This is a genomic window from Streptomyces sp. NPDC088116, assembly GCF_044741745.1.
GTDB lineage: Bacteria > Actinomycetota > Actinomycetes > Streptomycetales > Streptomycetaceae > Streptomyces.
The window spans coordinates 204,744-228,957 of record NZ_JBIUTF010000009.1 but is presented as its reverse complement, the minus strand read 5'-3'; the positions used below and the strand labels follow the sequence as shown (position 1 = coordinate 228,957).

Below are 24,214 nucleotides of genomic sequence, written 5' to 3'. Positions count from 1 at the left end.
TCGCCCCACGGCCGGAGCGGGCGCGGCGTCGCGGGGGAGTGGGGAGCCGCCCGCCCGTCCGGTGCCCGTGAGGACACCGGACGGGACGGAACGGTCAGCCCTCCGAAGCGGATGCCCCGGCCCGGTCCGGGCCCAGCCTGCGCGTCGAACTGCGCACCACCAGCTCGGGCTGGAGCACGACCGAGCGATGAGTGTGATGTTCCGCGTCCTGGCCCGTCTCGTCCATCAGCATCTCCGCGGCCGCGCGTCCCATCGCGTCCGCCGGCTGCCGTACCGAAGTGAGGGGTACGACCGCCGCCGCGGCGAACTCGATGTCGTCGTAACCGACGATCGACACATCGCCGGGAACGTCGACTCCGGCCCCGTACATGGCTTGCAGCACTCCCAGCGCCAGCAGGTCGTTGGCGCAGAAGACGGCCGTCGGGCGCTGCGCGAGACCCAGCAGCCGCGCCCCGGCGTCTATGCCGGACGCCACGTCGAGACGCGCCGACTCCACCTGCCACAGGGCCTCTTCGGGCAGACCCGCCTCGCGAAGGGCGGCCAGCGCGCCGGTACGACGGTCGCGGCACTGCGGGAGGAACATCGGGCCGCTGATGTACGTGATGGAGCGGTGCCCGGCCGCGAGCAGATGGCGGACCGCGAGCGCGCCGCCGGCCACATCGTCCACCGAGACGGAACAGCCCTCGGCGGCCGGTACGGCCCGGTCGACATGGACGTACGGAATGTTCTGGCGCGCGAACTCCCGCACATTGCGGCCGGTCGTGTCGGCCGGCGTCAGCAGCACTCCGCGTACCCGCTGTTCGGCGAAGAGCGACAGATACTCCGCCTCCTCGGCCGAACTGCCCGCGCTGTTGCAGAGCATCACCCCGAGCCCGGCCTCGCGGGCCGCGCGCTCGGCGCCCTTCGCTACGGCGACGAAGAACGGGTTCGCCATGTCGAGCACCAGGATGGCCAGAATGCGGCTGGTGCCGACCCGGAGCTGCCGGGCCGTCTCGCTCCGGACGAATCCGAGCTGGTCGATCACCGCCCGAACCCGCACGCGAGTCTGCTCCGACACCTTCTCGGGCCGGTTGAGCACATTCGAGACGGTGCCGACCGAGACCCCGGCCAGCCGGGCCACGTCCTTGATGCCGACCGTCTGCGCCACGCGTCCTGCCCGTCCTGTCACATCGTGTTGGGACCCCTGATCGGTGTGACCATCATATGCGCGGTGGGTGCCGCGTCGACGGGCGGCTCGGAGCCGCCCGTACGCGTCACGGCCGGGCCGTCTCGACGCCCGTCGACGCCGCCGCCCGGTCCCAGTCCGCCCGGTCGCCGGTGGGCTCGTACCGGCGCAGTTCCAGCGTGCCCCGGAGCAGCGCGCGCAGGTCGGCGAGGTCGCCGCCGACGGAACCGGCCGCGCGTGCCTGGACGAGTACGTTGCCGAAGGCGGCGGCCTCCGTGGGGCCCGCGACCACCGGCAGTCCACAGGCGTCGGCGGTGAGGCGGCACAGGAGTTCGTTGTGCGCGCCGCCACCGACGATGTGCACGGTGTCCACGACACGGCCGGACAGGCGCTGGGCGTCCTCGATGGCGCGCCGGTGGGCGAGGGCCAGCGAGTCGAGGACACAGCGGGTGATCTCGGCGGGCCCTTCCGGAGCGCGCCCGCCCGAGCGGCGGACGGCGTCCGTGATGCGTCGGGGCATGTCGCCGGGCGCGAGGAACGCGGGGTCGTCGGCGTCCACGGACGACCGCAGCCCCGGCACATCGGCCGCCTCGCGCAGGAGCCGGTCCAGCCGTTGGGGTGTGCCCTCGGCCTCCCAGGTACGCAGGCATTCCTGGAGCAGCCACAGGCCCATGATGTTGCGCAGGTAGCGGACGGTTCCGTCGACGCCCAGTTCGTTGGTGAAGTTGGCCGCCCTGCTCTCCTCGGTGAGCACCGGGGCGTCCAGCTCCAGCCCCGCGAGCGACCAGGTGCCGGTGGCCACATAGGCGAACCGGTCGCCCGACGCGGGGACCGCCACCACGGCGGAAGCGGTGTCGTGGGAACCGACGGCCGTCACCGGAACCGGATCCGTCAGCCCGGTCTCGGCCAGGACCTCGGGGAGCAGGTGTCCCGCCCGGTCCCCCGGTCCGCGCAGAGGCGCGAACAGCGTCAGATCGATACCGAGGGCGTCCGCGACGGGCCGGGACCAGTCCCGGGTGCGCGGGTCGATGAGTTGTGTCGTGGAGGCGTTGGTGATCTCGGTCCCGGCTTCGCCGGTGAGCCAGTACGCGATCAGGTCCGGGATCAGCAGCAGCCGGCGCGCGGCACCGAGCGCCGGACCGCCCCGCGCCGCGGTCAGCTGGTACAGGGTGTTGAACGGCAGGTACTGCAGGCCGGTGGCCGCGTAGAGGACATCCGGCGGCAGCACCGCGGCGACCTTGGCCGCCTCGCCCTCGGTGCGGGTGTCGCGGTAGTGCACCGGGTTGCCGAGCAGCGCACCGGACGCGTCGAGCAGCCCGTAGTCGACGGCCCAGGTGTCGATACCGATGCTCGCCGGCGCCCGCCCCGCTGTCGCACCGGCCGCCCGCAGCCCGTCCAGCACGCCCCCGTACAGGGACAGGATGTCCCAGTGCAGTGTTCCGGCCGTGCGCACCGGGCGGTTGGGGAACCGGTGGACTTCCTGGAGGCGCAGTGTGCCCGCGCCACGGTTCGAGACATGACCGACCATGACACGGCCGCTGGACGCGCCCAGGTCGACCGCGGCGAAGGGGAGCGGTCCGGTCCCCGAGGCTGGTGAGGCCCCCAGAACCGGTGAGGTGCGTGAGGTGGGTGAAGTGGGTGACACGACGGACCTCGTTGGTCGGCTGGCCGGTGGATCGGTGGATCCGCCGATCGATGGATCGGCGGTCGGGCAGGCAGCCGGGCAGGACGGAGCCCGGTGGCCGGAGCCGGTCGGGCCCCGGCCCGACGCCGTACGGAGACGGACGTGTGCGACACGTCCTGGCGTCAGCGCAGGAACGCCGCCGCCACCCCCGCGTCGACCGGGATGTGCAGCCCCGTGGTGTGGCTGAGGTCGCCGCCCGTGAGGACGAACACCGCGTTGGCCACATGCTCGGGCAGCACTTCCCGCTTGAGCAGGGTGCGCTGGGCGTAGAACTCGCCGAGCTTCTCCTCCTCCACGCCGTACACCGCCGCGCGTTCGGCGCCCCAGCCGCCCGCGAAGATCCCGGACCCGCGGACCACCCCGTCGGGGTTGACGCCGTTGACCCGGATCCCGGTCCCGCCCAGCTCGGCGGCCAACAGCCGTACCTGATGGGCCTGATCGGCCTTGGTCGCGGAGTACGCGATGTTGTTGGGCCCCGCGAACACCGCGTTCTTGGACGTGATGTAGACGATGTCGCCGCCGAGGCCCTGGTCGGTCATCACCCGCGCGGCCTCGCGGGAGACCAGGAAGGAGCCGCGGGCCATGATGTCGTGCTGGATGTCCCAGTCCCCGGCGGTGGTCTCCAGCAGTGGCTTGGAGATGGAGATCCCGGCGTTGTTGACGACCAGGTCCACTCCGCCGAAGGCGCGGGCCGCCGCGTCGAACGCGGCCCTGATCTGCTCCTCGTCGGTCACATCGGCGGTCACCGCGATCGCCTTGTCCGGGCCGCCCAGTTCGCCGGCGACCGTCGCGGCGCTGTCGGCCTTGAGGTCGGCGACCACGACACACGCGCCTTCCGCGGCCAGCCGGTGCGCGACGGCCCTGCCGATCCCGGAGCCCGCCCCCGTCACCAGCGCGATCCGGGTGGCCAGCGCCTTGGGCGCGGGCATCCGGCGCAGCTTGGCCTCTTCCAGCTCCCAGTACTCGATACGGAACTTCTCGGACTCCTCGATGGGCGCGTACGAGGAGACCGCTTCGGCGCCGCGCATCACATTGATGGCGTTGAGGTAGAACTCCCCGGCGACCCGGGCGGTCTGCTTGTCCTTGCCGAAGGAGAACATGCCCACGCCCGGGACCAGCACGATCGCCGGGTCGGCGCCGCGCATCGGCGGCGAGTCGGGGGAGGCGTGCCGCTCGTAGTACGCCCGGTACTCCTCGCGGTAGGCGCGGTGCAGCTCGGCCAGCCGCTCCCTCGTCCGCTCCAGCGGCGCGTCCGCGGGCAGATCGAGGACCAGGGGGCGGACCTTGGTGCGCAGGAAGTGGTCGGGGCAGGAAGTGCCCAGGGCCGCCAGCCGCGCGTGTTCGGCGCGGGAGACGAAGTCGAGGACCGGACCGCTGTCGTCGAAGTGGCCGACCTGGGGCCGGTCGGTGGAGGCCAGACCACGGATCAGCGGGGCGAGCGCGGCGGCCCTGGCCCGCCGTTCGTCCTCGGGCAGCGGCTCGTAGCCGGGGAGTACGGGACCGAAGGGCTCGGGCGTGCCCCGCTCCGCCAGGAAGGCCTCGGCGGTACGGATGATGTGCAGGGAGTTGCGTTCACACTCCTCGGAGGTGTCGCCCCAGGCGGTGATGCCATGGCCGCCGAGGACGCAGCCGATCGCCGCCGGGTTGCCCTCCTTGACCGCGGCGATGTCCAGGCCCAGCTGGAATCCGGGGCGCCGCCAGGGCACCCAGACCACGGTGTCGCCGAAGCACTCGGCCGTCAGCTTCTCGCCGTCCGCCGCGCAGGCCAGGGCGATGCCGGAGTCGGGATGGAGGTGATCCACGTGAGGGGCGTCGACCAGACCGTGCATGGCGGTGTCGATCGACGGGGCGGCACCACCCTTGCCGTGCAGGCAGTAGTCGAACGCGGCGACCATCTCGTCCTCGCGCTCCACCCCCGGATAGACGGCGGTGAGCGCGCGCAGCCGGTCGACGCGCAGCGCGGCCAGTCCGCCCGCCGTGAGGGTGCCCAGATCGCCGCCGGATCCCTTGACCCACATCAACTCGACGTCGTCGCCGGTCACGGGGTCGGTGGCGGATCCCTTCGCGGAGGTGTTGCCGCCGGCGTAATTGGTGTTGCGCGGGTCGGCGCCGAGCCGGTGCGAACGGTCGAGCAGCTGAGCCGCCGCGGGATGGAGGTGAGGCTGGTCGGTCATCATGTCCCTCTGTGATGTGCGGTCCGCGGGCGAGGCGGACGTACGAGGCGGGTGTACGGGGCGTACGGGGCAGGTGTACGGGCGTGTGTCGGAAGATGGCCGTATGTGACGGCCGTTCAGGCTCCCCAGCCCGCCTGGGTGCCGCCGATCCGCTCGGCGACGATCTTCTTCCCGTAACCGGAGGCGTGATAGGCGCCGACCGGGTCGGCGTCCGCGCCCAGTTCGGCGCGGGCCTCGGCCACCAGCGGGCGTACATCGGTGTTGAAGGCGTCCATCAGGACCGCGTTGGCCGCCAGTACGTCCCCGCCGCGCTGTGCCGCGTCCAGCGCCTCCGCATCCACCAGCAGCGCCTTGGCCGTGGCCTCCTGGACATTCATCACCGACCGGATGATCGCGGGGATCTTCTCCTCGATGTTGTGGCACTGGTCGAGCATGAACGCGGTGTCCGGAGTGAACCCTCCGCCTCTGATCACCTCGTACATGATGCGGAACAGCTGGAAGGGGTCGGCGGCGCCGACCATCAGGTCGTCGTCCGCGTAGAAGCGGGAGTTGAAGTCGAATCCGCCGAGCTTCCTCTCGCGCAGCAGGACCGCGACGATGAACTCGATGTTGGTGCCCGGCGCGTGGTGCCCGGTGTCCACGACCACCTGGGCCTTCTGCCCCAGCCGCAGGCAGTGCGCGTACGCCGTCCCCCAGTCCGGTACGTCCATCGCGTAGAAGGCGGGCTCGAACAGCTTGTACTCCAGCAGCATCCGCTGGCCCTCGCCGAGCCGCTCGTACACCGCCGTCAGTGCCTCGGCGAGCCGCCCCTGGCGCGCCGAGATGTCGTCCTGGCCCGGGTAGTTGATCCCGTCGGAGAACCACAGCTTCAGATCGCGTGACCCGGTGGCGTCCATGACGTCCACGCACTCCAGCAGATGGCCCAGTGCCTTGCGGCGCACCGCCGGGTCCGGATGGGTGACGGACCCCAGCTTGTAGTCGTCGTCCTGGAACACGTTCGAGTTGATCGCCCCGACGCGCAGTCCCAACTCCCGGGCGTGGGCGGCGAGCGAGCCGTAGTCGTCCACGCGGTCCCACGGGATGTGCAGGGCCACCGACGGGGCCACGCCCGTGTGCGCGTGCACCCGCGCGGCATCGGCCAGTTTCTCCTGCGGTGTCCGCGGCACACCCGGCTGCGCGAACACCTTGAACCGCGTGCCCGAATTCCCGAACGCCCAGGACGGCGTCTCGACGGCCTGCGATTTCAGCGCCGCCTTCACAGCGGACTCGGCGGATTGACCCGTCATCTCTCAGCGCTCCCGTGGTGCGGACTCGCGGCGCGAGTCAATGATGCGATCAGTGGCGCGACGAATAAGGCAATCAGTGAGGCAATTCCTTATGAATCGTTTCATCGCGGTGAAGCTATGGGAGTCGCGCGGGCGTGTCAACCCCTCGTGCGACACATGTGGTTGCCCGGGACGCACCGCGTGAATTCACCGGAAAATGTCGCGCACGGACCATTGACGCCGTCGGCGAACGACGTTTAGCTTCCGTGCAATCTCGTTGAAACCTTTCATGGCGTTGATGTCACGAGCCCCGCCGCCGAGGAGCCTCCATGAACCAGCCCGCCCCGGGTCCCGCCCCGGTCCTGGCGCTGAAGGGTGTCAGCAAGTCCTTCGGCGCCGTACGGGCCTTGCGGGACGTCTCCCTGCGACTGTTCCCCGGTGAGGCCCACGCCCTCGCCGGGGAGAACGGCGCGGGCAAGTCCACCCTGATCAAGACGCTCGCGGGCGTGCACCGGCCCGACACCGGCGCCGTGCTGCTCGACGGGGCGCCCGTCGTCTTCCACGGCCCGGCGGACGCCCGGGACGCCGGGATCGCCGTCATCTACCAGGAGCCGACCCTCTTCCCCGACCTGTCCATCGCCGAGAACATCTTCATGGGCCGTCAGCCGCGCCGGTCCCTGGGCCGTATCGACCGCGCGGCCGTACGGGACACCACCGCCGCCCTCATGAAGCGGCTCGGCGTGGAACTCGACCCCGGCCGGCCCGCCCGCGGACTGTCCATCGCCGACCAGCAGATCGTCGAGATCGCCAAGGCGCTCTCCTTCGACGCGCGCGTCCTCATCATGGACGAGCCCACGGCGGCCCTGACGGGCAGTGAGACCGCCCGGCTGTTCTCCGTCGTACGGACCCTGCGGGCCGAAGGAGCGGCCGTCCTGTTCATCTCCCACCGGCTGGAGGAGATCTTCGGACTCTGCCAGCGCGTCACCACCCTGCGCGACGGCCACTGGATCTCCTCCGAGCCGCTGGCCGGACTCACCGAGGACGATCTGGTACGCGGCATGGTCGGCCGTGATCTCGGCGAGCTGTATCCCAAGCAGCGGGCTGAGGTGGGGGAGACGGCCCTGTCGGTGCGCCGGCTGACCAGGGAAGGCGTGTTCCGCGACGTGTCGTTCGATGTGCGGCGGGGCGAGATCGTCGCGCTGGCGGGGCTGGTCGGCGCCGGCCGCAGCGAGGTGGCACAGGCGATCTTCGGTGTCGACCGGGCCGACGCGGGCGAGGTGCGGGTCAACGGACGTACGCTGGCCGCCGGTTCACCGACCGCCGCCATGGACGCCGGGCTCGCGCTCGTCCCCGAGGACCGGCGCCAGCGCGGTCTGGTGATGGACATGTCCATCGAACGGAACATTGCCCTCACCGGACTCGACCGTCTCGGCCGGGGCGGCATGGTGCGCCGCACGCTGGAGCGGGGCCGGGCCGCGGACTGGGCCGTACGCCTGCGGCTCAAGTACAACCGCCTCGCCGACCCCGTCGGCGTGCTCTCCGGCGGCAATCAGCAGAAGGTCGTCCTCGCGAAATGGCTGGCCACCGAACCGGCCGTGCTCATCGTCGACGAACCGACCCGCGGTATCGACGTCGGCACCAAGGCCGAGGTGCACCGACTGCTGTCCTCGCTGGCCGCCGAGGGACTCGCGGTCCTCATGATCTCCTCCGACCTGCCCGAAGTCCTGGGCATGGCCGACCGGGTGCTCGTCATGCACGAGGGCCGGCTCACCGCGGAGATCCCCCGGACCGAGGCCACCGAGGAAACGGTCATGGCGGCCGCGACCGGGCGCAACACGAAGGCGGCGGCATGACCACCACGCTGGACAAGCCCACCACGACGAAGAAGGACGACGGCTCGGCCCGCTCGCTGGTCGACGCGGTGTTCCGGGCCCGGGAGATCAGCATCGCCGGAGCACTCGCGCTGCTCGTCCTCGGCACCTGGATCTCCAACCCGCGCTTCCTCGACGACCAGGGCGTCAAGGACCTTCTCCTCAACGCCTCCATCCTGGTCCTGCTCGCCGTCGGACAGTCCGTGGTCGTCGTCACCCGCAACATCGACCTCTCGGTCGGCTCGGTCGTCGGGCTCTCCGCCTTCGCCTGCGGCAAGTTCGTCGCCGGCACCGACCACGGCGTACTCACCGTGATGCTGCTGGGCATCGCCCTCGGCGTGGCCTGCGGACTGGTGAGCGGCGCCCTGGTCAGCTTCGGCCGGGTCCCCGCGCTCGTGGTCACCCTCGGCATGCTCTACATCATCCAGGGACTGGACTACTGGTGGGCGCAGGGCGACCAGATCAGCGCCGTCGACGTCCCCGACCCGATCCTCGACCTGGGCAGCGGGAGCGTCCTGGGCATCCCCTACCTGCCGCTCATCGCCGTGCTCCTGCTCGCCGCCACCGCGTACTTCCTGCGCGGCTACCGCTCCGGGCGTGAGCTGTACGCGATCGGCTCCAACCCGGAGGCCGCCCGGCTGGCCGGTGTGCCGATCCGCCGCCGCATCCTCGGCGCGTACGCCTTCTCCGGAGCCGTTGCCGGTTTCGCCGGCGCCCTGTGGCTCGCCCGCTTCGGCACCGTCGTCGCGGACAACGCCCACGGCTGGGAACTCACCGTCGTCAGCGCCGTGGTCGTCGGCGGCGTCGCCATCACCGGTGGCACCGGCACGGTTTGGGGCGCGGCGCTCGGCGCGCTGCTGCTCACCACCATCGGCAGCGCGCTGGTCGTCCTCAAGGTCGACGCGTTCTGGCAGGGCGCCATCACCGGCGGACTGCTCCTCCTGGCCATCAGCGTCGACCGGATCGTCACCCTGCGCATGACAGCCGCACTGAGGAAGAGGAGCGCCCGGCATGGGAATGGCGCCTGAGACAGAGACAGGCAAAGCGACCGGGAAAGGGGCGGGGGCAGCGCCCGCGCCCCCTGCCGCGACGGTCCGCGAGTCCGTCAAAGCCGTGGGGCTGCGCTGGGACACGGCGGTCGGCGTCCTGCTGGTGGCGGTCTTCACCGTCGGCCTCGGCACCACCGACGGTTTCGGCTCCGGCGAGAACCTCGCCTTCGCCTTCAACGACATCGTCGAAGTCGCCCTCATCGCCCTTCCCATGACGCTGCTGGTGGTGGCCGGGCAGGTCGATCTGTCCGTCGCCTCCATGCTGGGTCTCGGCAGCGCGCTGACCGGGTCGCTGTGGAGCGCGGGCTGGGCCTTCGAGCTGATCGTGCCGGTCGTGCTGCTGGTCGGAGTCGCCGGAGGCCTCCTCAACGGCTGGCTGGTCACGCGCGTGGGCCTGCCCTCACTCGCCGTCACCATCGGCACTCTCGCCCTCTACCGGGGCCTCGCCTCCGTCGTACTGGGCAGCGACGCGGAGACCGGCTTTCCCCAGGCGTACGCCGACTGGGCCGTGGACACCACCACCATCTCCGGAACCTTCCTCACCTACCCCATCGCCCTGTTCATCGTGCTGGCCGTCGCCACGGCCGTACTGCTGCACTCCACCGCCTTCGGACGGTCGCTGTTCGCCATCGGCGCGCAGGAGGAGGCCGCGTACTTCGCCGGGATCAGGGTCAAGCGCTTCAAACTGATCCTCTTCGTCGTCACCGGACTGTTCTCCGCCTTCGCGGGCATCGTCTTCACCCTCCGGTACGGCAGCGCACGCGCCGACAACGGCCTCGGCTTCGAGATGCTCGTCATCGCCTCCGTCCTGCTCGGCGGCGTCGACTTCGACGGCGGCAGGGGCACGCTCTTCGGCGCGGTCGCGGGTGTGCTGCTCGTCGGAGTCCTCAAGAACCTGCTCACGCTGAACGATGTGCCGAACGAGGTCCAGGTCATCGTCACCGGGCTGCTGCTCGTCGCCTCCGTCCTCACCCCACGGGTCATCGCCTCCGTGGTCGAACGCCGGCACCGGCGCGCGGCCGTCGCCGTCCCCGGGGCCTGAGCCCACCGGGCCGCCGAGTACCCCGGCCTCCTGCTTCCCCGCGAGCCCACCGAGTCCACGAGCCCACCGAGCCCCTCCCCGCCCGAGCGTCCGAACCTCCCGAAAGGCCCACGCCCGCCATGATGATCCGTACCGCCGCCCGGCGCCGCGCGGCCGCCACCGCCGCCACCGCCTGTGCCCTCGCGCTCGCGCTGACCGCCTGTTCCGGAACCACCAAGGACAGCGTGGAGAAGGACACCTCGAACGCGGGCAACGCCGCCGAGGCCGACCCGAACGCGCCCCTGAAGAAGGACCTCAAGCTCGCGTTCCTGCCCAAGCAGATCAACAACCCGTACGAGAAGATCGTCGACGAGGCCGGCATCGCCGCCGCCAAGGAGTACGGCGGCACCGGCAAGGAAGTCGGCCCCTCCGACGCCAACGCCTCGTCCCAGGTCTCGTACATCAACACACTCATCCAGCAGCGCCAGGACGCCATCCTGATCGCGGCCAACGACCCGAACGCGGTGTGCGGCCCGCTCAAGCAGGCCATGAAGAAGAACATCAAGGTCGTCGCGTACGACTCCGACACCGCCAAGGACTGCCGGCAGGTGTTCATCAACCAGGCCGGCTCGGAGGAGATCGGACGCAGTCTCGTCCAGCACCTGGGCGAACAGGTCGGCTACCAGGGCAGGGTCGCCATCCTCTCCGCCACCCAGAACGCCACGAACCAGAACACCTGGATCGAGTTCATGAAGGACGAACTGAAGCTGCCCAAATACAAGAAGATGCAGCTGGTGAAGGTCGCCTACGGAGACGACGCGGACCAGAAGTCCTTCCAGCAGACCCAGGGCCTGCTCCAGGCGTACCCGGACCTCAAGGGCATCATCTCGCCCACCACCGTCGGCATCGCTGCCGCCGCCCGCTACCTCAGCGACTCCTCGTACAAGGGCAAGGTCGTCCTCAACGGGCTGGGCACCCCGAACCAGATGCGCAAGTACGTCAAGGACGGCACCGTCGAGCAGTTCTCGCTGTGGAACCCCGAGGAGCTGGGCTACCTGGGCTCCTACGCGGCCGCCGCGCTGGCCTCCGGCCAGATCACCGGCGCCCAGGGCGAGAAGTTCAAGGCGGGCAAGCTCGGCGAGTACACCATCGGCAAGGACGGCGAGGTCATCCTCGGCGAGCCGACCGTCTTCGACAAGAAGAACATCGACACGTTCGACTTCTGAATCGTCACGTCCGCCTTCCGAGCCGAGGTTGCCCCGTGGAACGCGTCTGTTTCCTGCTGAAGGTCCGTCAGGACCGCATCACCGAATACCGCGAGCGGCACGACGCCGTCTGGCCGGAAATGCTCCAGGCCCTGACGGAGTGCGGCTGGCGGAACTACTCGCTCTTCCTGCGCGAGGACGGGCTGCTCGTCGGCTATCTGGAGACCGAGGACTTCGCGGCGGCGCAGGCCGCCATGGCCGCCACCGAGGTCAACGCCCGTTGGCAGGCGGACATGGCGCCCTTCTTCGAGAACGACGACGCGCCGCGAACCATGGGCGCCGCTTTCGCGACACGCCCCGGGCCGGACGAGGCGATGAAGCCGCTCACCGAGGTGTTCCACCTCGCTTGAGCCACACCGAGCCACACACCGAGAGGCATCGACATGAGGAACATGAGGCCCAGGACACGCCCCAGGACCACCGCGGGACTGGCCACCGCACTCCTCACCGCCGCCACCCTGCCCGGCGCGGCCGGCACGGCCCGTGCGGCGGACCCGGCGCCCGCGGTCACCCGGCTCGCCGACACCCGACTCGACAGCCAGGCCGTCTACTTCGTGTCGTACGACGGCCTGGTCAACAACAACTCGTTCCAGAAGAACGGGCTGTTGACCTACCGGGGATACCAGTACGCCGCCTGGTACACCGGTGACCGCACCGCCGTCATCGCCCGCCGTGCGCTCGGCGCGGCCGCCTGGCAGACGGCGCGGCTGCCGCACCAGCTCACCGTCAACGACTCCCACAACGTCATCTCCATGGGCATCTCGCGCGTCGACGGCCGGCTGCACATCAACATGGACTCGCACAGCAACGGCTTCTTCTACGTCAAGTCGGCGGCCGGGCTGCTCGACGACCCCGCCACACGCGCCTGGAACAGCGGTCAGTTCGGCTCCGTACAGACCACCCTCGACGGTCTCGCCCTCACCTCGCAGTTCACCTATCCGCAGTTCGTCGCCACCCCCGAGGGCCGCCTCCAGCTCAGCTATCGCGTCGGTGTCTCCGGCAACGGCCGCAACGCGCTGGCCGAGTACGACGGTTCCAGATGGGCCGGCCTCGGCGAATGGTCGAGTTCCACCGGCGCGTACACCAGCGAGCACGGTTCCAGCACCGCCCGCAACATGTATCTGCACGGTATCGACTACGGCGCCGACGGCAGGCTGAACGCCTTCTACACCTGGCGCGAGCAGAGCAACGCCGTGATGTGCGACAGCGGCGGACTCACCAACCACGACACCGGTTACGTCTACAGCACCGACCGCGGCCGCACCTGGCGCAACGCCGCCGGCACGGTCGTCGGCACCACCGGCGGCTCCGACAAGGTGGCTGTCGACGACGCCGGTACAGTCGTCGACCCCCTCAACCCCGACCACTCGCTGATGAACCAGGAGAGCCAGGCCACCGACCACGCGGGCCTGCCGCACGCGATCATCAGCTATGTGCCCGGCCGGTTCGGCCAGTGCACCACGGACTACGTGAACGACCGGAGGGTGAACGGCCGCGCCTTCCATGTCCTCAAGAACGCCGCGGGCACCTGGAAGAAGACGGAGATACCGGTCGCGCCGAACTCCACCCAGCGCACCCACCTCGTCCTCGACCGGTACGACAACGCCTACGCCGTCATGCCGTACGGACGGATCGTCGCCGCCTCCAAGTCCTCCGGGTACAGCGACTGGAAGACCGTGTTCGACGGCGCCGGTCTCAACGCCTTCGGCGAGGTGGTCGTCGACGACACCCGCCTTACCCAGGACGGGGTCCTGTCGTTCATGTACCAGCAGAAGTCGAGCGGCACCACGCCCTCGCCACTGCGCGTCATCGACTTCCGGCTCCCGTCCTGAGGAACCTCGGGACCCCCACGGCAGTAAGGATCCACCATGACCGCTCGCACTCCCGCAGTCGCCCGCAGGCCGAGGATCGGCCTGGTCGCCGGGGGACTCGGCGCCTACTGGCCGCAGTTCCCCGACCTGCTCCCGCAACTCGAACGCTCCGCGTCCCGGGTCACGGAACGCATGCGGGAGTTCGACGCCGAGGTCGTCGACGTCGGCTTCATCTCCGACGCGCAGGAGGGGGCCGAGGCCGCCGAGAAGCTGCGCGCGGCCGACTGCGACCTGATCGTCGGCTTCCTCACCACCTACATGACGGCCACCATGCTCGTCCCCATCGCCCAGCGCAGCGGTGCGCCCGTCCTGCTGATCAACCTCCAGCCCACGGCGTCGATGGATCACGCGTCCTTCGACACCGGGCAGTGGCTGGCGTACTGCGGCGCCTGTCCGCTGCCGGAGATGGCCAACGCCTTCGAACGCGTCGGCGTACCCTTCCGCTCCGTCTCCGGGCACCTGGAGGACGAGCGCGCCTGGCGGCGCATCGGCCGCTTGATCCGCGCCGCCGGTGTCCGCTCGGTCCTCCGCAACGGCCGGCACGGCCTGATGGGGCATCTCTACCCCGGGATGTACGACGTCTCCACCGACCTCACCATGGTCCCCGGCCAGCTGGGCGGCCATGTGGAAGTAGTGGAATTCGACGATCTGCGGGTACGGGTCGAACAGGTCAAGGACGACGAACTCACCGCCAAACTGGACGAGACCCGCGAGACCTTCGAACTCGCCGACTCCGTGGTGGAGGACGACCTGAGGTGGGCCGCCCGTGTCTCCGTCGGTCTCGACCGGCTGGTCGCCGACTTCGACCTGGACTCGCTCGCGTACTACCACCGCGGGCTGGACGCCGAGATCCACGAACGGCTCGGCGCCGGCATGATCCTCGGCTCCTCGCTGCTGACCGCCCGCGGTGTCCCGGCCTGCGGTGAGTACGAACTGCGCACCTCACTGGCCATGCTGATCGCCGACCGCCTGGGCGCCGGAGGCTCGTTCACCGAACTCCAGGCGCTCGACTTCACCGCCGGCGTGGTCGAGATGGGACACGACGGCCCCGGGCACCTCGCCATCAGCGAGCGCAAGCCCCTGCTGCGCGGGCTCGGCGTCTACCACGGCAAGCGCGGCTGGGGCGTCTCCGTCGAGTTCGACGTACGGCACGGGCCGGTCACCCTGGTCGGGCTCGGACAGAGCCGCGACGGCCGGTACCGCCTGATCGCCGCCGAGGGGGAGGTCGTCCCGGGGCCGCACCTGGAGATCGGCAACACCACCTCCCGCGTCGACTTCGGCTGCGACCCGGGGGAGTGGACCGACGCCTGGAGCGCCAGCGGTGTCGGCCACCACTGGGCCCTGGCCACCGGCCGGCTGCTGCCGGAACTGCGCGCACTGTCCGGACTCGGCGGCCTGGAGCTCGTGGAAGTCTCCGTCTGATGCGTCGCCCGGTGGGAATCAAGGACGTGGCGGGCGCGGCCGGTGTCTCGGTGGGCACCGTCTCGAATGTGATCAACCGCCCCGAGTCCGTCACCGAGGAGACCCGCCGGCGCGTCCTGTCCGCCATCGACCGGCTCGGCTATGTGCGCAGCGAGTCCGCACGTCAGCTGCGTGCGGGCGGTAGCCGAATTCTGGCCATGCTCGTGCTCGACATGGCCAACCCGTTCTTCGTGGAGGTGGCCTCGGGCGCGGAACGCTCCGCGCGCGCGGCCGGGCTCGGCGTGATGCTGTGCAACAGCGCGGAGAGCCCGGCGGAGGAGGCCGCGTACCTCACGATGTTCACCGAGCAGCAGGTACGGGGAGTGCTCGTCACCCCGGCCGACATGACCGGCCGCAACATCGGCATGTTCCGGCGCCATGGCATCCCCTACGTCTTCGTCGACCGCATCGTGCCGAGCGCGGAAGGCTGCTCGGTCTCCGTGGACGATGTGGCGGGCGGCGCCCTGGCCGTACGGCATCTGCTGCGGCGCGGGTGCCAGGACATCGCGTACGTCAGCGGTCCGATGCGTCTGGCGCAGTGCCAGAACCGCCGTGAGGGCGCGCTGCTCGCCCTCGCGGAGGCGGGACTTCCGCCCGGCGCGCTCCGGCACGTGGAGGCGGCGCGCCTCGATGTCGCGGCGGGCCGCGACGCAGGGGCGCGGCTGCTCGGCATGGCACGGCGGCCCGCCGCGGTGTTCTGCGCCAACGACCTGCTCGCGCTCGGCGTTTTGCAGACGCTCTACCACGCGGGGATACGGGTTCCCGAGGACGTGACGCTGGCCGGTTACGACGACATCGAGTTCGCGTCCGCCGCCGCCGTACCGCTGACATCGGTGCGCCAGCCCGCCGTGCGGCTCGGCGAAGCCGCGGCGGATCTGCTCATCGAGGAGACCGGCGAGGGGGCCGCCGGACACACGCACCGGCGCATCGTGCTCCAGCCGGAGCTGGTGGTGCGCGCCTCCACGCTCTCCAGGCCGCCCTGCTGAAGAGGCCGGGAAGAGCCCTCGACAACTCCCCGACTTGGTCTAGACCTTGACAAGGTCCGCGCAACTCGGCTTTGGTTCCATCACCCCCCATGGCGAGCGCCGGAGACGGCTGCTCGCGCGAAGGAGTGAGTCATTTGAGACCGATCTCGGCACGGTCGGGGCAGCGCGTTCTGGCACTGCTCACGGCGATGGTTTCAGCCCTTGTGATTTTCCTGCCCACATCTTCCGCCGCCGCGGACAGCCCAGGGGCGAGCAGTTCCGGGGCCGACCGGGCGGCAATGGCCTGTGACTACCCGGCGTGGGTCGCGGGCCGCTGGTACAACACCGGTGACATCGTCAGGTACACCGATGGGAACTACTACCGGGCGGAGCACGAGAACCCGGGGTACGACCCGGTCATCAGCACCTGGTACTGGGAGCCGTTCAGCTGTAACGGTGGCGGGAATCCGACCGGATTCGTCGTCAGCGAGGCCCAGTTCAACCAGATGTTCCCGGGCCGGAACCCCTTCTACACCTACAGCGGGCTGACCGCCGCGCTGTCCGCCTACCCGGGCTTCGCGAAGACCGGCGGCGACACGGTCATGCGCCAGGAGGCCGCGGCGTTCCTGGCCAACGTGGGCCACGAGACGGGTGGACTCGTCCACATCGTCGAGCAGAACAGCGCCAACTACCCGCACTACTGCGACTGGTCGCAGCCGTTCGGCTGCCCGGCGGGCCAGGCCATGTACTACGGCCGTGGACCGATACAGCTCAGCTGGAACTACAACTACAAGGCGGCGGGCGACGCCCTGGGCATCGACCTGCTCAACAACCCCCGCCTGGTGGAGACGGACGCGGCCGTGGCCTGGAAGACGGCCCTCTGGTTCTGGAACACCCAGACCGGCGCGGGCAGGATGACCCCGCACAACGCGATGATCAACGGCAGTGGCTTCGGGGAGACCATCCGGAGCATCAACGGAAGCATCGAGTGCAACGGTGGCAACCCCGGGCAGGTGCAGAGCCGGATCAACAGCTACCAGCGCTTCGTACAGATCCTCGGAACCACCCCCGGCAACAACCTGAGCTGCTGAACTCGTGAGCCGCTGAACCCCGAGTGACCCGACGTCGCGGAGGGCCGAGCCGCCGGGCGGCCGAGTCTCCCGGTGGCCGAGCCACTCAGGACATGTGACGGGCCGGTCCGACGGCATCCACATCGTCGGACCGGCCTTGGTAGGTTCCGGGCGGCCCGACGGCCGGTGGCGGTACGGGGACGGGCGCGGCGCTCCGCTCGTTGTCGCCCCGGACCAGCTCGGCGTTGAACTGCGCACCGGCCAGCAGGGACAGGTTGGTGACCCAGAGCCAGACGAGGAACACGATGGCACCGGCGAGCGATCCGTACAGCCGGTTGTACGTGCCGGCGTGCGCCGTGTAGACGGCGAAGCCGGCGGAGGTCAGCAACCAGAGCACGACCCCGAGGATCCCTCCCGGCAGGGACCGCCGCAGCCGGCGCGTCCCGGGCGGACCCGTACGGAACACGATGAGTACCAGAACCGCCGCGAGCGCCAACAACAGCGGCCACTTCAGCACATTCCACACCACAGTCACCGTGGTGCCCATCCCCAGCACATGCCCCAGCGCGACCGCCGCCTCACCACTCAGCACGAGCGTGAAGGCGCTGGTCACCAGAAGCGCCAGCAGGGCACAGGCCGTGAGCGCGATCCGCGGCGCGGTACGCCACGGCGGCCGGTGGTCGACCGCGCCGTGCATGGTGTGCAGCGCGCGACGGAACACCCCGAGATAGCTGGAAGCCGACCACAGCGCGCCGACCGTGCCGAACGACGCCAGTAGCCAGGCCGCGGCGCGCTGCCGCGCCATCTCCTCCAGCGCGTCGTGGACCAGGATCCGGGACTGTCCCGGCACGAGTGCCGACACCTGGCCGACCAGCTTTCCGCTGGCGTCGGGGCCGGCGAGCCCGATGGAGCAGAGGGTGACGAGCAGCGCCGGGAAGATCGCCAGGACGGCGTAGTAGGTCAGGGCCGCGGCCCGGTCCGTGGCGTCGTCGCGCCACAGCCCGATCGGTGTACGTCGCAGCGCGCGGGTCAGCCGGCCGTGGCGCGTCCCGTCGGCCGCGCGTGGCCGACGGCGCTCCGCGGGGTCCGCGCCGCCGCCGTGCGACGAGATCGTGCGCCCGGGTTCCTCGGCGGACACGCTGCCTCCCACTTCCTCGATCGTGCGGTCCGCGATCCCGCGGACCCGGCCTACCTTGCCTCATCGCGTCCGGGGGCAACGACCCGCACCCGCCGCGCCGGGCCGTCGGTGGCCGGCACTTCGCCTCGTACCCGTTCCGCGGCGGATCAGGGCGACAGGTACTACGGGAATCCGAACATCTCTCCATCTCTCCATCTCCGCGGTGCGCGGCGGTTCGCCCGCCGAAGAACTGTTTGGCCCCCGTCTCGTTGTCCTGCTCGGGGCGGCGGCCGGCCTCTGCGCCCCCGTCGCACACCGGAGCCACCGCCCCGAGCAAGCAGTGTGTCCGCGCCCGTTCCGGATTCCGGCAGGCCCAGCGGGTTCCGCCGGATCCCGTACGTACGGCGTGGGCACCACCGACGAACGGAGGTCGTTCATGCCCAGCGGAATTCGGACGGAGCCGGAACGCGCACGGACAGAGCAGCCCGCACCCGTGTGCGTCTTCCCCGAACCTCCCCGCGAGGCCGAGCCGTCCGTCACCGGCCGCTCCCGGCGTCGTCTGCTGCGCGCGGTGTTCTCCCTCGGTGTGGTCGCGAGCGTCTCGGCGGCGCTGGCGCCTGTCTTCCTGGCGGGCCGCCGGGTGGCCCGGGGCGCGGCCGGGGGAGGAGCGGCCCCGGGCGCGGGCGCCGAAGTGAGCTGGATCCTCGACGAGATGTACCGGGGACGGCGTATCCAGATCGGTCCGGGTGCGGGTGCGGGTGCGGGTGCGGGTGCGGGTGCGGGTGCGGCGCCCGCGCACCTCGCCTCCAAGCCCGTCGCGTCCGCGCCGGCATCCACGTACGGCATCCGGATCGACGGCCGCCCCCTGGAGGTGATGCGGCGCGCCGACGGCAGTTTCCTGAGCGTGGTCAATCACTACGAGTCGTTCCCGACGCTGCTCGAAACGGCCCGTGCGGCGGTCGACGACCTCGACGGTGCCCAACTGTCGCTCTCCGGACCGATCCACCACATCTGACAGGAGGAGGCCCCACCGGTGTACACCAGAAAGAACCAGCGCAAGCTCACCAGCGCCGAGAAGAAGAGGTTCGTCGGCGCCGTCCTGGAGCTCAAACGCCGGGGTGAGTACGAGGAGTTCGTCCAACTGCACGTCCAGTACTACGTCTCCGACGCGGAGGACGGGCCGCGCGCCGGGCACATGGCTCCGTCGTTCCTGCCCTGGCACCGGCATTTCCTGCTGGAGTTCGAGCGCGCGCTCCGTCGCGTGGACCCGAAGGTGACCGTCCCGTACTGGGACTGGACCGCCGACAACACGCCCGCCGCCTCGCTGTGGTCCGAGGACTTCCTCGGTGGCAACGGCCGGTCGCGCGACCAGCAGGTCACGACCGGTCCCTTCGCCTACAGGACGGGCAACTGGGAGATCAAGGACGCTGTGACGGAGGGGAATTACCTCACCCGCAACTTCGGCCGCCCCTCCGCCCCGATCTCGCTGCCCACCAAGGACGAACTGGCCTGGGCGATGAACGAGAAGGTGTACGACGCGGCCCCCTGGGACTCCACGGTGGCCTCGGGTTTCCGGAACCGGCTCGAGGGCTGGGCGTCCGGCGGCACCGAGCGCTGGCGCAATCACAACCGGGTCCACCGATGGGTCGGCGGGCACATGCTGGGCGGCTCCTCGCCCAACGACCCGGTCTTCTGGCTCCACCACGCCTTTGTCGACCTGCTCTGGGACCGCTGGCGGCAGAAGCACCCGAAGGCGACCTATCTGCCGAGGAAGAAGCTGCGTGCCGGTGATCCCCAGCGCGGGCGGGCCATCAGCCTGGAAGAACCCATGCCGCCGTGGAACGTCAAGCCGTCCGAACTGCTCGACCACAGCAGGCTCTACCGCTACGAGGCCTGACGGACACGCCCCAGGCGGCGACGGCCTCCCGCGCGACAACGCGGGAGGCCGTCTCTCACCGGAATCGCACGGCCCCGTGGCCGTGCGCCTTCAGCGGGCAATCAGTTGCCGTAGCCACCCTTGTGGTGATCGGCCTTGTGGTGACCACCCTTGTGGTGATCGGCCTTGACGTGGGGGGCCGAGACGTTGGCGCACGTGTTGCCGAACGACGGGTTGAGCAGACCGACCACGTTGATGCTGTTGCCACAGACGTTGACCGGGATGTGCACCGGCACCTGGACCACGTTGCCGGACAGGACACCGGGCGAACCGATGGCCGCCGCCCCGGCGCCGGCGTCAGCAGCGGCCATACCGGCGCCACCGGCCAGCACGGCACCCGTGCCGACGAGAACAGCGGTTGCCTTCGCGATACGCGACATCAAGTTTCTCCTTGAACGTGTGAATCACGACCGCACGATGTGCGGCCTTCGCACGTTCAACGCCGCGACTCACGCTGGGTAACGGACAACCCGCGATTCGATGGGGGATCTTTCGAAACAACCACTGGATCAGCGCAGCGCCGCAGGCGCCCCAAGCGTTCGATCGCGTCACCACGTGTTCTTCCCGAGGTTCCCCCGAACCCCTGGTTCATTGGCGTGTGCACGGCAATGCTGGCGGCTGACAGCGCTTGCCCTACGTACGTCCCGTCCTTCAGGAGAAGTTGTGGGCCCAGGCATCGCCAAGCGGTCCGCCGTGCTGTTCGCGGTGGTGACCGCTCTGACGGCGGGGACGGTATCGCCGTCCTCCGCCGACTCCACCCCCGACCCCCGTCCAGGTACGTCCGCGGAGATCCTGCGGCCGATCGCGCCCCCACCCGCCTCCGCGCTCCGCACGGAGCCCGGATCCGTCGGTCCCTCGCGAGCCGACGCCGACGGGATCGAGACCGCGCGGGCTTCCCGTCCGGTCGCCCCCGGCATCCGGCTGACCTCGTACGACCGTCTCGAATCCGACAAGTGGCTGCGCGTGAACGCACTCTCCGTCGATCTCGACGGCAAGGGCGCACGGGCCGACTACCTCTCCACGGGCAAGGTCTCCGACCGGCGTACGGTCTCCGACCTCGCCGCCCGCCACGATCCCGGACCGGGCCGCCGTACCGTCGCCGCGATCAACGCGGACTTCTTCGACATCAACGAGACGGGCGCGCCCCAGGGCCCCGGCATCGCGGACGGCAAGGTCGTCCACTCCCCGGCGGCCGGGGCCGACCAGGCCGTCGGCTTCGGTCCGTCAGACGCCGGGCGCCTCCTGAAGCTGTACTTCGACGGCACCGTGACGCTCCCCTCCGGACCGCGCGCGCTGGCCGCGTACAACGCGGCGAATGTGCCGGCCGGCGGCATCGGCGCCTATACGGCGGGCTGGGGTGAGGCCGACCGCGCGCTCACCGTCGACCGGGCCACCCCCGTCGCGGAAGCGACCGTACGGGACGGCAAGGTCGTCTCCGTGACGGACAGACCGGGCAGCGGGCCGGTCGCCGAGGGCGCCACGGTGCTCGTCGGCCGGGAGGCGGGCGCCAAGGCGCTCGCGGCGCTGCGGCCCGGCGACCCGGTCAGCCTGGAGTACCGGCCGCGCACCGACGGCGGGCCGGTGCCGCGGACCGCCGTCGGAGGCCGCGAACTGCTCGTCGTGGACGGAACGGCACAGAACCACGACGGCGAGGGCAACAACACCGCGGCGCCCCGCACCGCCGTCGGGTTCTCCCGTGACGGCGGCACGATGCAGGTGATCACCGTCGATGGCCGGCAGGCCGACAGCGGTGGGGTCACCCTCACCGAACTCGGCCTGATGATGCGACGGGCCGGAGCCCACAGCGCGCTCAACCTCGACGGCGGCGGCTCCTCCACGCTGGTGGCCAGCGGGCCGGGCAGTGACGCGATGCGGGTGGTGAACAGCCCCTCCGACGGCAGCGAGCGCGCGGTTCCCAACGGCCTCGCCCTCACCGCACCGGACGGCAGCGGACGGCTCGACGGCTTCTGGGTCGAGACCCGTACACCCGCCGCCGACGCCCCGACCACCGACCCCGTCAAGGGCGGTCACCCCGAGCGGGTCTTTCCCGGGCTGACCCGTCGGCTCACCGCCACCGGGTACGACGAGACGTACGGCCCGGCCGCCGGCGCTCCCCACTGGCGCGCCGTACGGTCCTCGGTGGGCCGGGTCGACAGCCACGGGGTGTTCACCGCACGCTCCGGTGGCACCACCGAAGTACGGGCAGAACGCGGACGCGCCCACGGCGGCGCACAGTTGACGGTGCTCGACGCGCTCGACCGTATCCAGCCGACCACACGCCGGGTCGGACTCGCGGACGCGGCGGCGACCGGCACCTTCGGCATCGTCGGACTCGACGCCCACGGTGCCGGCGCGCCGATCGAACCGCAGGACGTGCGGCTCGACTACGACCGCTCGCTCTTCACCGTCGCCGACAACGGCAAGGGAGCGTTCACCGTGAAGTCCCTGAAGGGGACCGGCGCCGGACGGATCACGGCGACGGCCGGCGGCGTCACGACCGTCCTCGCGGTGAGCGTCGGACTGGAGGAGCGGCAGGTCGCCGATTTCGACGACGCCGCGTCCTGGACGTTCAGCCAGGCACGGGCGGGCGGCTCGGTCGCGGCCACCCCGGACGGCCACCACGGCACCGGGCTCGCCCTCTCGTACGACTTCACCCGGTCCACCGCCACCCGCGCGGCCTACGCGAATCCGCCGAAGCCGGTCCCGGTGTCCGGTCAGCCGCAGTCCTTCAGACTCTGGATCAAGGGGGACGGCAAGGGCGCGTGGCCCATGCTCCATCTCAAGGACGCGGCGGGATCGGACCAGTTGCTGCGCGGTCCATACCTCACCTGGACGGGCTGGCGGCAGGTGACCTTCGCCGTACCCGCCGGGGCGGCGATGCCGCTCAGTGTGAACCGCTTCTACCTCGCGGAGACGGCGGCCGCCAAGCAGTACACGGGTGAGATCCTGATCGACGATCTCACGGCGCAGGTGCCGCCCACGGTGGAGCTGCCCGAACAGCCCCGTGCCGTCGATCCGTTGATCGACACGGCTGCCGGGACGGCGGGCAGGGACTGGCGGTTCGCGGTGATGTCCGACGCCCAGTTCGTCGCCCGCGACCCGGACAGCGCGATCGTGGCACAGGCCCGCCGTACCCTGCGGGAGATCAGGGCCGCGAAGCCGGACTTCCTGGTCGTCAACGGCGACCTGGTCGACGAGGGATCGCCCGAGGACCTCGCCTTCGCCCGCAAAGTGCTGACCGAGGAACTGGGGGACTCTCTGCCCTGGTACTACGTACCGGGCAACCACGAGGTGATGGGCGGCTCCATCAAGAACTTCACCGACCGGTTCGGGCCCGCCCAGCGGATCTTCGACCACAAGGGGACCCGCTTCCTCACGCTCGACACATCGAGTCTGAGCCTGCGCGGCGGCGGCCTCGCCCAGATCAAGGCGGTGCGCGAGCAGTTGGACGCGGCGGCACGCGACGACCGGGTCCGCTCGGTGATGCTCATCGAGCACGTGCCGCCGCGCGACCCGACCGTCCAGAAGGCCGGCGAGCTGACCGACCGCAAGGAGGCGGCGCTCGTCGAACACTGGCTCGCGGATTTCCGCCGTACAACGGGCAAGGGCGCGGGGCTCATCGGTAGCCATGTCGGAGTCTTCGACGCCTCGCGCGTGGACGGCGTCCCGTATCTGATCAACGGCAACTCCGGCAAGGCGCCGTCGGCCCCGGCGGGCGAGGGCGGTTTCACCGGCTGGTCGCTGGTGGGAGTGGACCGGGTGACCCGGGGCGAGTGGACGGCCGCGCGCCTCGAACCGTGGAAGGGCGGACCCGACTGGGTCTCCGTGCGGACCCGCGCGCACGCGGACGCGCTGACCCTGGACGCACCGGCCGTTCTGACCCCCGGCCAGGGCGGGCGGGTCACGGCGGCCGTCGGTCAGGGGAGCAGGACCGTGCCGGTGCGATTTCCGCTGAGCGCCGACTGGTCCGGGTCTCCCGACCTCCTTATCACGGACACCGGGAGGACCGGGGCAGCCGAGAGCCGGCACGGGGCCCGACCACGCCATACGGCGGTCTTCGATCCGGCCACGGGCACCCTCACCGCGCTGCGGCCGGGGACGGTCATACTCGCGGTGACGGTCGGTGGTGTGACACGAAGGGCCGAGGTCAGGATCGCCGCCGCGTCGGGAGCGACCGCTCCCGCGGCGTGAGGGGATGAGTACGGTCGGGGGCGCCCCCCCCCCCCCCCGGGGGGGGCCGCCCCCCCCCCCCCCCCCCCCGGCCCCCCCCGGGGGCCCGGGCCGTGTTAGTGGTTTGGCC

At 70.7% G+C, this 24,214-nt stretch carries 18 protein-coding genes; 12 read left to right on the top strand and 6 right to left on the bottom strand.

Annotated features, from left to right (window positions below; translation table 11 throughout):
- Window positions 1–94: 94 nt before the first annotated feature.
- The 4 genes from ACIOJD_RS31845 to rhaI form a co-directional block, all read right to left on the bottom strand.
- A complete protein-coding gene (locus ACIOJD_RS31845) occupies window positions 95–1,147 on the bottom strand; it encodes a LacI family DNA-binding transcriptional regulator (protein WP_401919667.1) in 1,053 nt (350 codons plus the stop codon).
- 106 nt (window positions 1,148–1,253) lie between these two features.
- Window positions 1,254–2,771, bottom strand: coding sequence for a rhamnulokinase family protein (locus ACIOJD_RS31840; RefSeq protein ID WP_401919754.1), 1,518 nt, complete (start codon window positions 2,769–2,771; stop codon window positions 1,254–1,256).
- A 200-nt stretch (window positions 2,772–2,971) separates the two neighbouring features.
- On the bottom strand, window positions 2,972–5,023 hold the full coding sequence (locus tag ACIOJD_RS31835; RefSeq protein WP_401919666.1) for a bifunctional aldolase/short-chain dehydrogenase: 2,052 nt from the start codon (window positions 5,021–5,023) through the stop codon (window positions 2,972–2,974).
- A 116-nt stretch (window positions 5,024–5,139) separates the two neighbouring features.
- Window positions 5,140–6,309: an L-rhamnose isomerase gene (gene rhaI, locus ACIOJD_RS31830; RefSeq protein ID WP_401919664.1), complete on the bottom strand. Its 1,170-nt coding sequence runs from the start codon at window positions 6,307–6,309 to the stop codon at window positions 5,140–5,142.
- Window positions 6,310–6,617: 308 nt separating this feature from the next.
- On the opposite strand from rhaI, the gene ACIOJD_RS31825 reads away from it, so the two are divergent.
- From ACIOJD_RS31825 to ACIOJD_RS31785, 9 genes are all read left to right on the top strand, one after another.
- Window positions 6,618–8,141, top strand: coding sequence for a sugar ABC transporter ATP-binding protein (locus ACIOJD_RS31825; protein WP_401919663.1), 1,524 nt, complete (start codon window positions 6,618–6,620; stop codon window positions 8,139–8,141).
- The gene (locus tag ACIOJD_RS31820; RefSeq protein WP_401880083.1) at window positions 8,138–9,187 is read left to right on the top strand and encodes an ABC transporter permease; all 1,050 of its coding nucleotides are present in this window, start codon (window positions 8,138–8,140) and stop codon (window positions 9,185–9,187) included. Before ACIOJD_RS31825 ends, ACIOJD_RS31820 begins: the two co-directional genes overlap by 4 nt.
- Window positions 9,171–10,250 (top strand): ABC transporter permease, encoded by a 1,080-nt coding sequence (locus tag ACIOJD_RS31815; RefSeq protein WP_401919661.1) that lies wholly within the window; start codon window positions 9,171–9,173, stop codon window positions 10,248–10,250. The genes ACIOJD_RS31820 and ACIOJD_RS31815 overlap by 17 nt, the downstream gene beginning before the upstream one ends.
- Window positions 10,251–10,369: 119 nt before the next feature.
- Window positions 10,370–11,455, top strand: a complete 1,086-nt coding sequence (gene rhaS, locus ACIOJD_RS31810; RefSeq protein ID WP_401919659.1) for a rhamnose ABC transporter substrate-binding protein — start codon at window positions 10,370–10,372, stop codon at window positions 11,453–11,455.
- Between the two features lie 35 nt (window positions 11,456–11,490).
- Window positions 11,491–11,844 carry an L-rhamnose mutarotase gene (locus ACIOJD_RS31805; RefSeq protein ID WP_401919658.1) on the top strand — a complete coding sequence of 118 codons (354 nt, stop codon included), beginning with the start codon at window positions 11,491–11,493 and terminating at the stop codon, window positions 11,842–11,844.
- 42 nt (window positions 11,845–11,886) lie between these two features.
- A complete protein-coding gene (locus tag ACIOJD_RS31800; RefSeq protein ID WP_401919657.1) occupies window positions 11,887–13,326 on the top strand; it encodes a BNR repeat-containing protein in 1,440 nt (479 codons plus the stop codon).
- A gap of 36 nt (window positions 13,327–13,362) precedes the next feature.
- Window positions 13,363–14,787, top strand: coding sequence for an arabinose isomerase (locus tag ACIOJD_RS31795; RefSeq protein ID WP_401919656.1), 1,425 nt, complete (start codon window positions 13,363–13,365; stop codon window positions 14,785–14,787).
- Window positions 14,787–15,812 carry a LacI family DNA-binding transcriptional regulator gene (locus tag ACIOJD_RS31790; protein ID WP_401919654.1) on the top strand — a complete coding sequence of 342 codons (1,026 nt, stop codon included), beginning with the start codon at window positions 14,787–14,789 and terminating at the stop codon, window positions 15,810–15,812. Before ACIOJD_RS31795 ends, ACIOJD_RS31790 begins: the two co-directional genes overlap by 1 nt.
- Window positions 15,813–16,000: 188 nt before the next feature.
- Entirely contained in the window at window positions 16,001–16,882 is an 882-nt protein-coding gene (locus ACIOJD_RS31785; RefSeq protein WP_401919753.1) for a glycoside hydrolase family 19 protein, read from the top strand.
- Window positions 16,883–16,967: 85 nt separating this feature from the next.
- On the opposite strand, the gene ACIOJD_RS31780 is transcribed toward ACIOJD_RS31785, so the two are convergent.
- Entirely contained in the window at window positions 16,968–18,011 is a 1,044-nt protein-coding gene (locus ACIOJD_RS31780) for a YihY/virulence factor BrkB family protein (protein WP_401919653.1), read from the bottom strand.
- Between the two features lie 403 nt (window positions 18,012–18,414).
- Between ACIOJD_RS31780 and ACIOJD_RS31775 the strand changes: the two genes are divergently transcribed.
- Window positions 18,415–18,993 carry a tyrosinase family oxidase copper chaperone gene (locus ACIOJD_RS31775; protein WP_401919652.1) on the top strand — a complete coding sequence of 193 codons (579 nt, stop codon included), beginning with the start codon at window positions 18,415–18,417 and terminating at the stop codon, window positions 18,991–18,993.
- An 18-nt stretch (window positions 18,994–19,011) separates the two neighbouring features.
- Window positions 19,012–19,875: a tyrosinase family protein gene (locus ACIOJD_RS31770; RefSeq protein WP_401919650.1), complete on the top strand. Its 864-nt coding sequence runs from the start codon at window positions 19,012–19,014 to the stop codon at window positions 19,873–19,875.
- A 101-nt stretch (window positions 19,876–19,976) separates the two neighbouring features.
- Here the strand turns inward: ACIOJD_RS31770 and ACIOJD_RS31765 are convergent, their stop codons facing one another.
- On the bottom strand, window positions 19,977–20,294 hold the full coding sequence (locus ACIOJD_RS31765; protein WP_401919649.1) for a chaplin: 318 nt from the start codon (window positions 20,292–20,294) through the stop codon (window positions 19,977–19,979).
- Window positions 20,295–20,577: 283 nt separating this feature from the next.
- Here ACIOJD_RS31765 and ACIOJD_RS31760 point away from each other — a divergent pair, with 283 nt between their 5' ends.
- Window positions 20,578–24,105, top strand: a complete 3,528-nt coding sequence (locus ACIOJD_RS31760) for a phosphodiester glycosidase family protein (RefSeq protein ID WP_401919648.1) — start codon at window positions 20,578–20,580, stop codon at window positions 24,103–24,105.
- Window positions 24,106–24,214 lie beyond the last annotated feature (109 nt).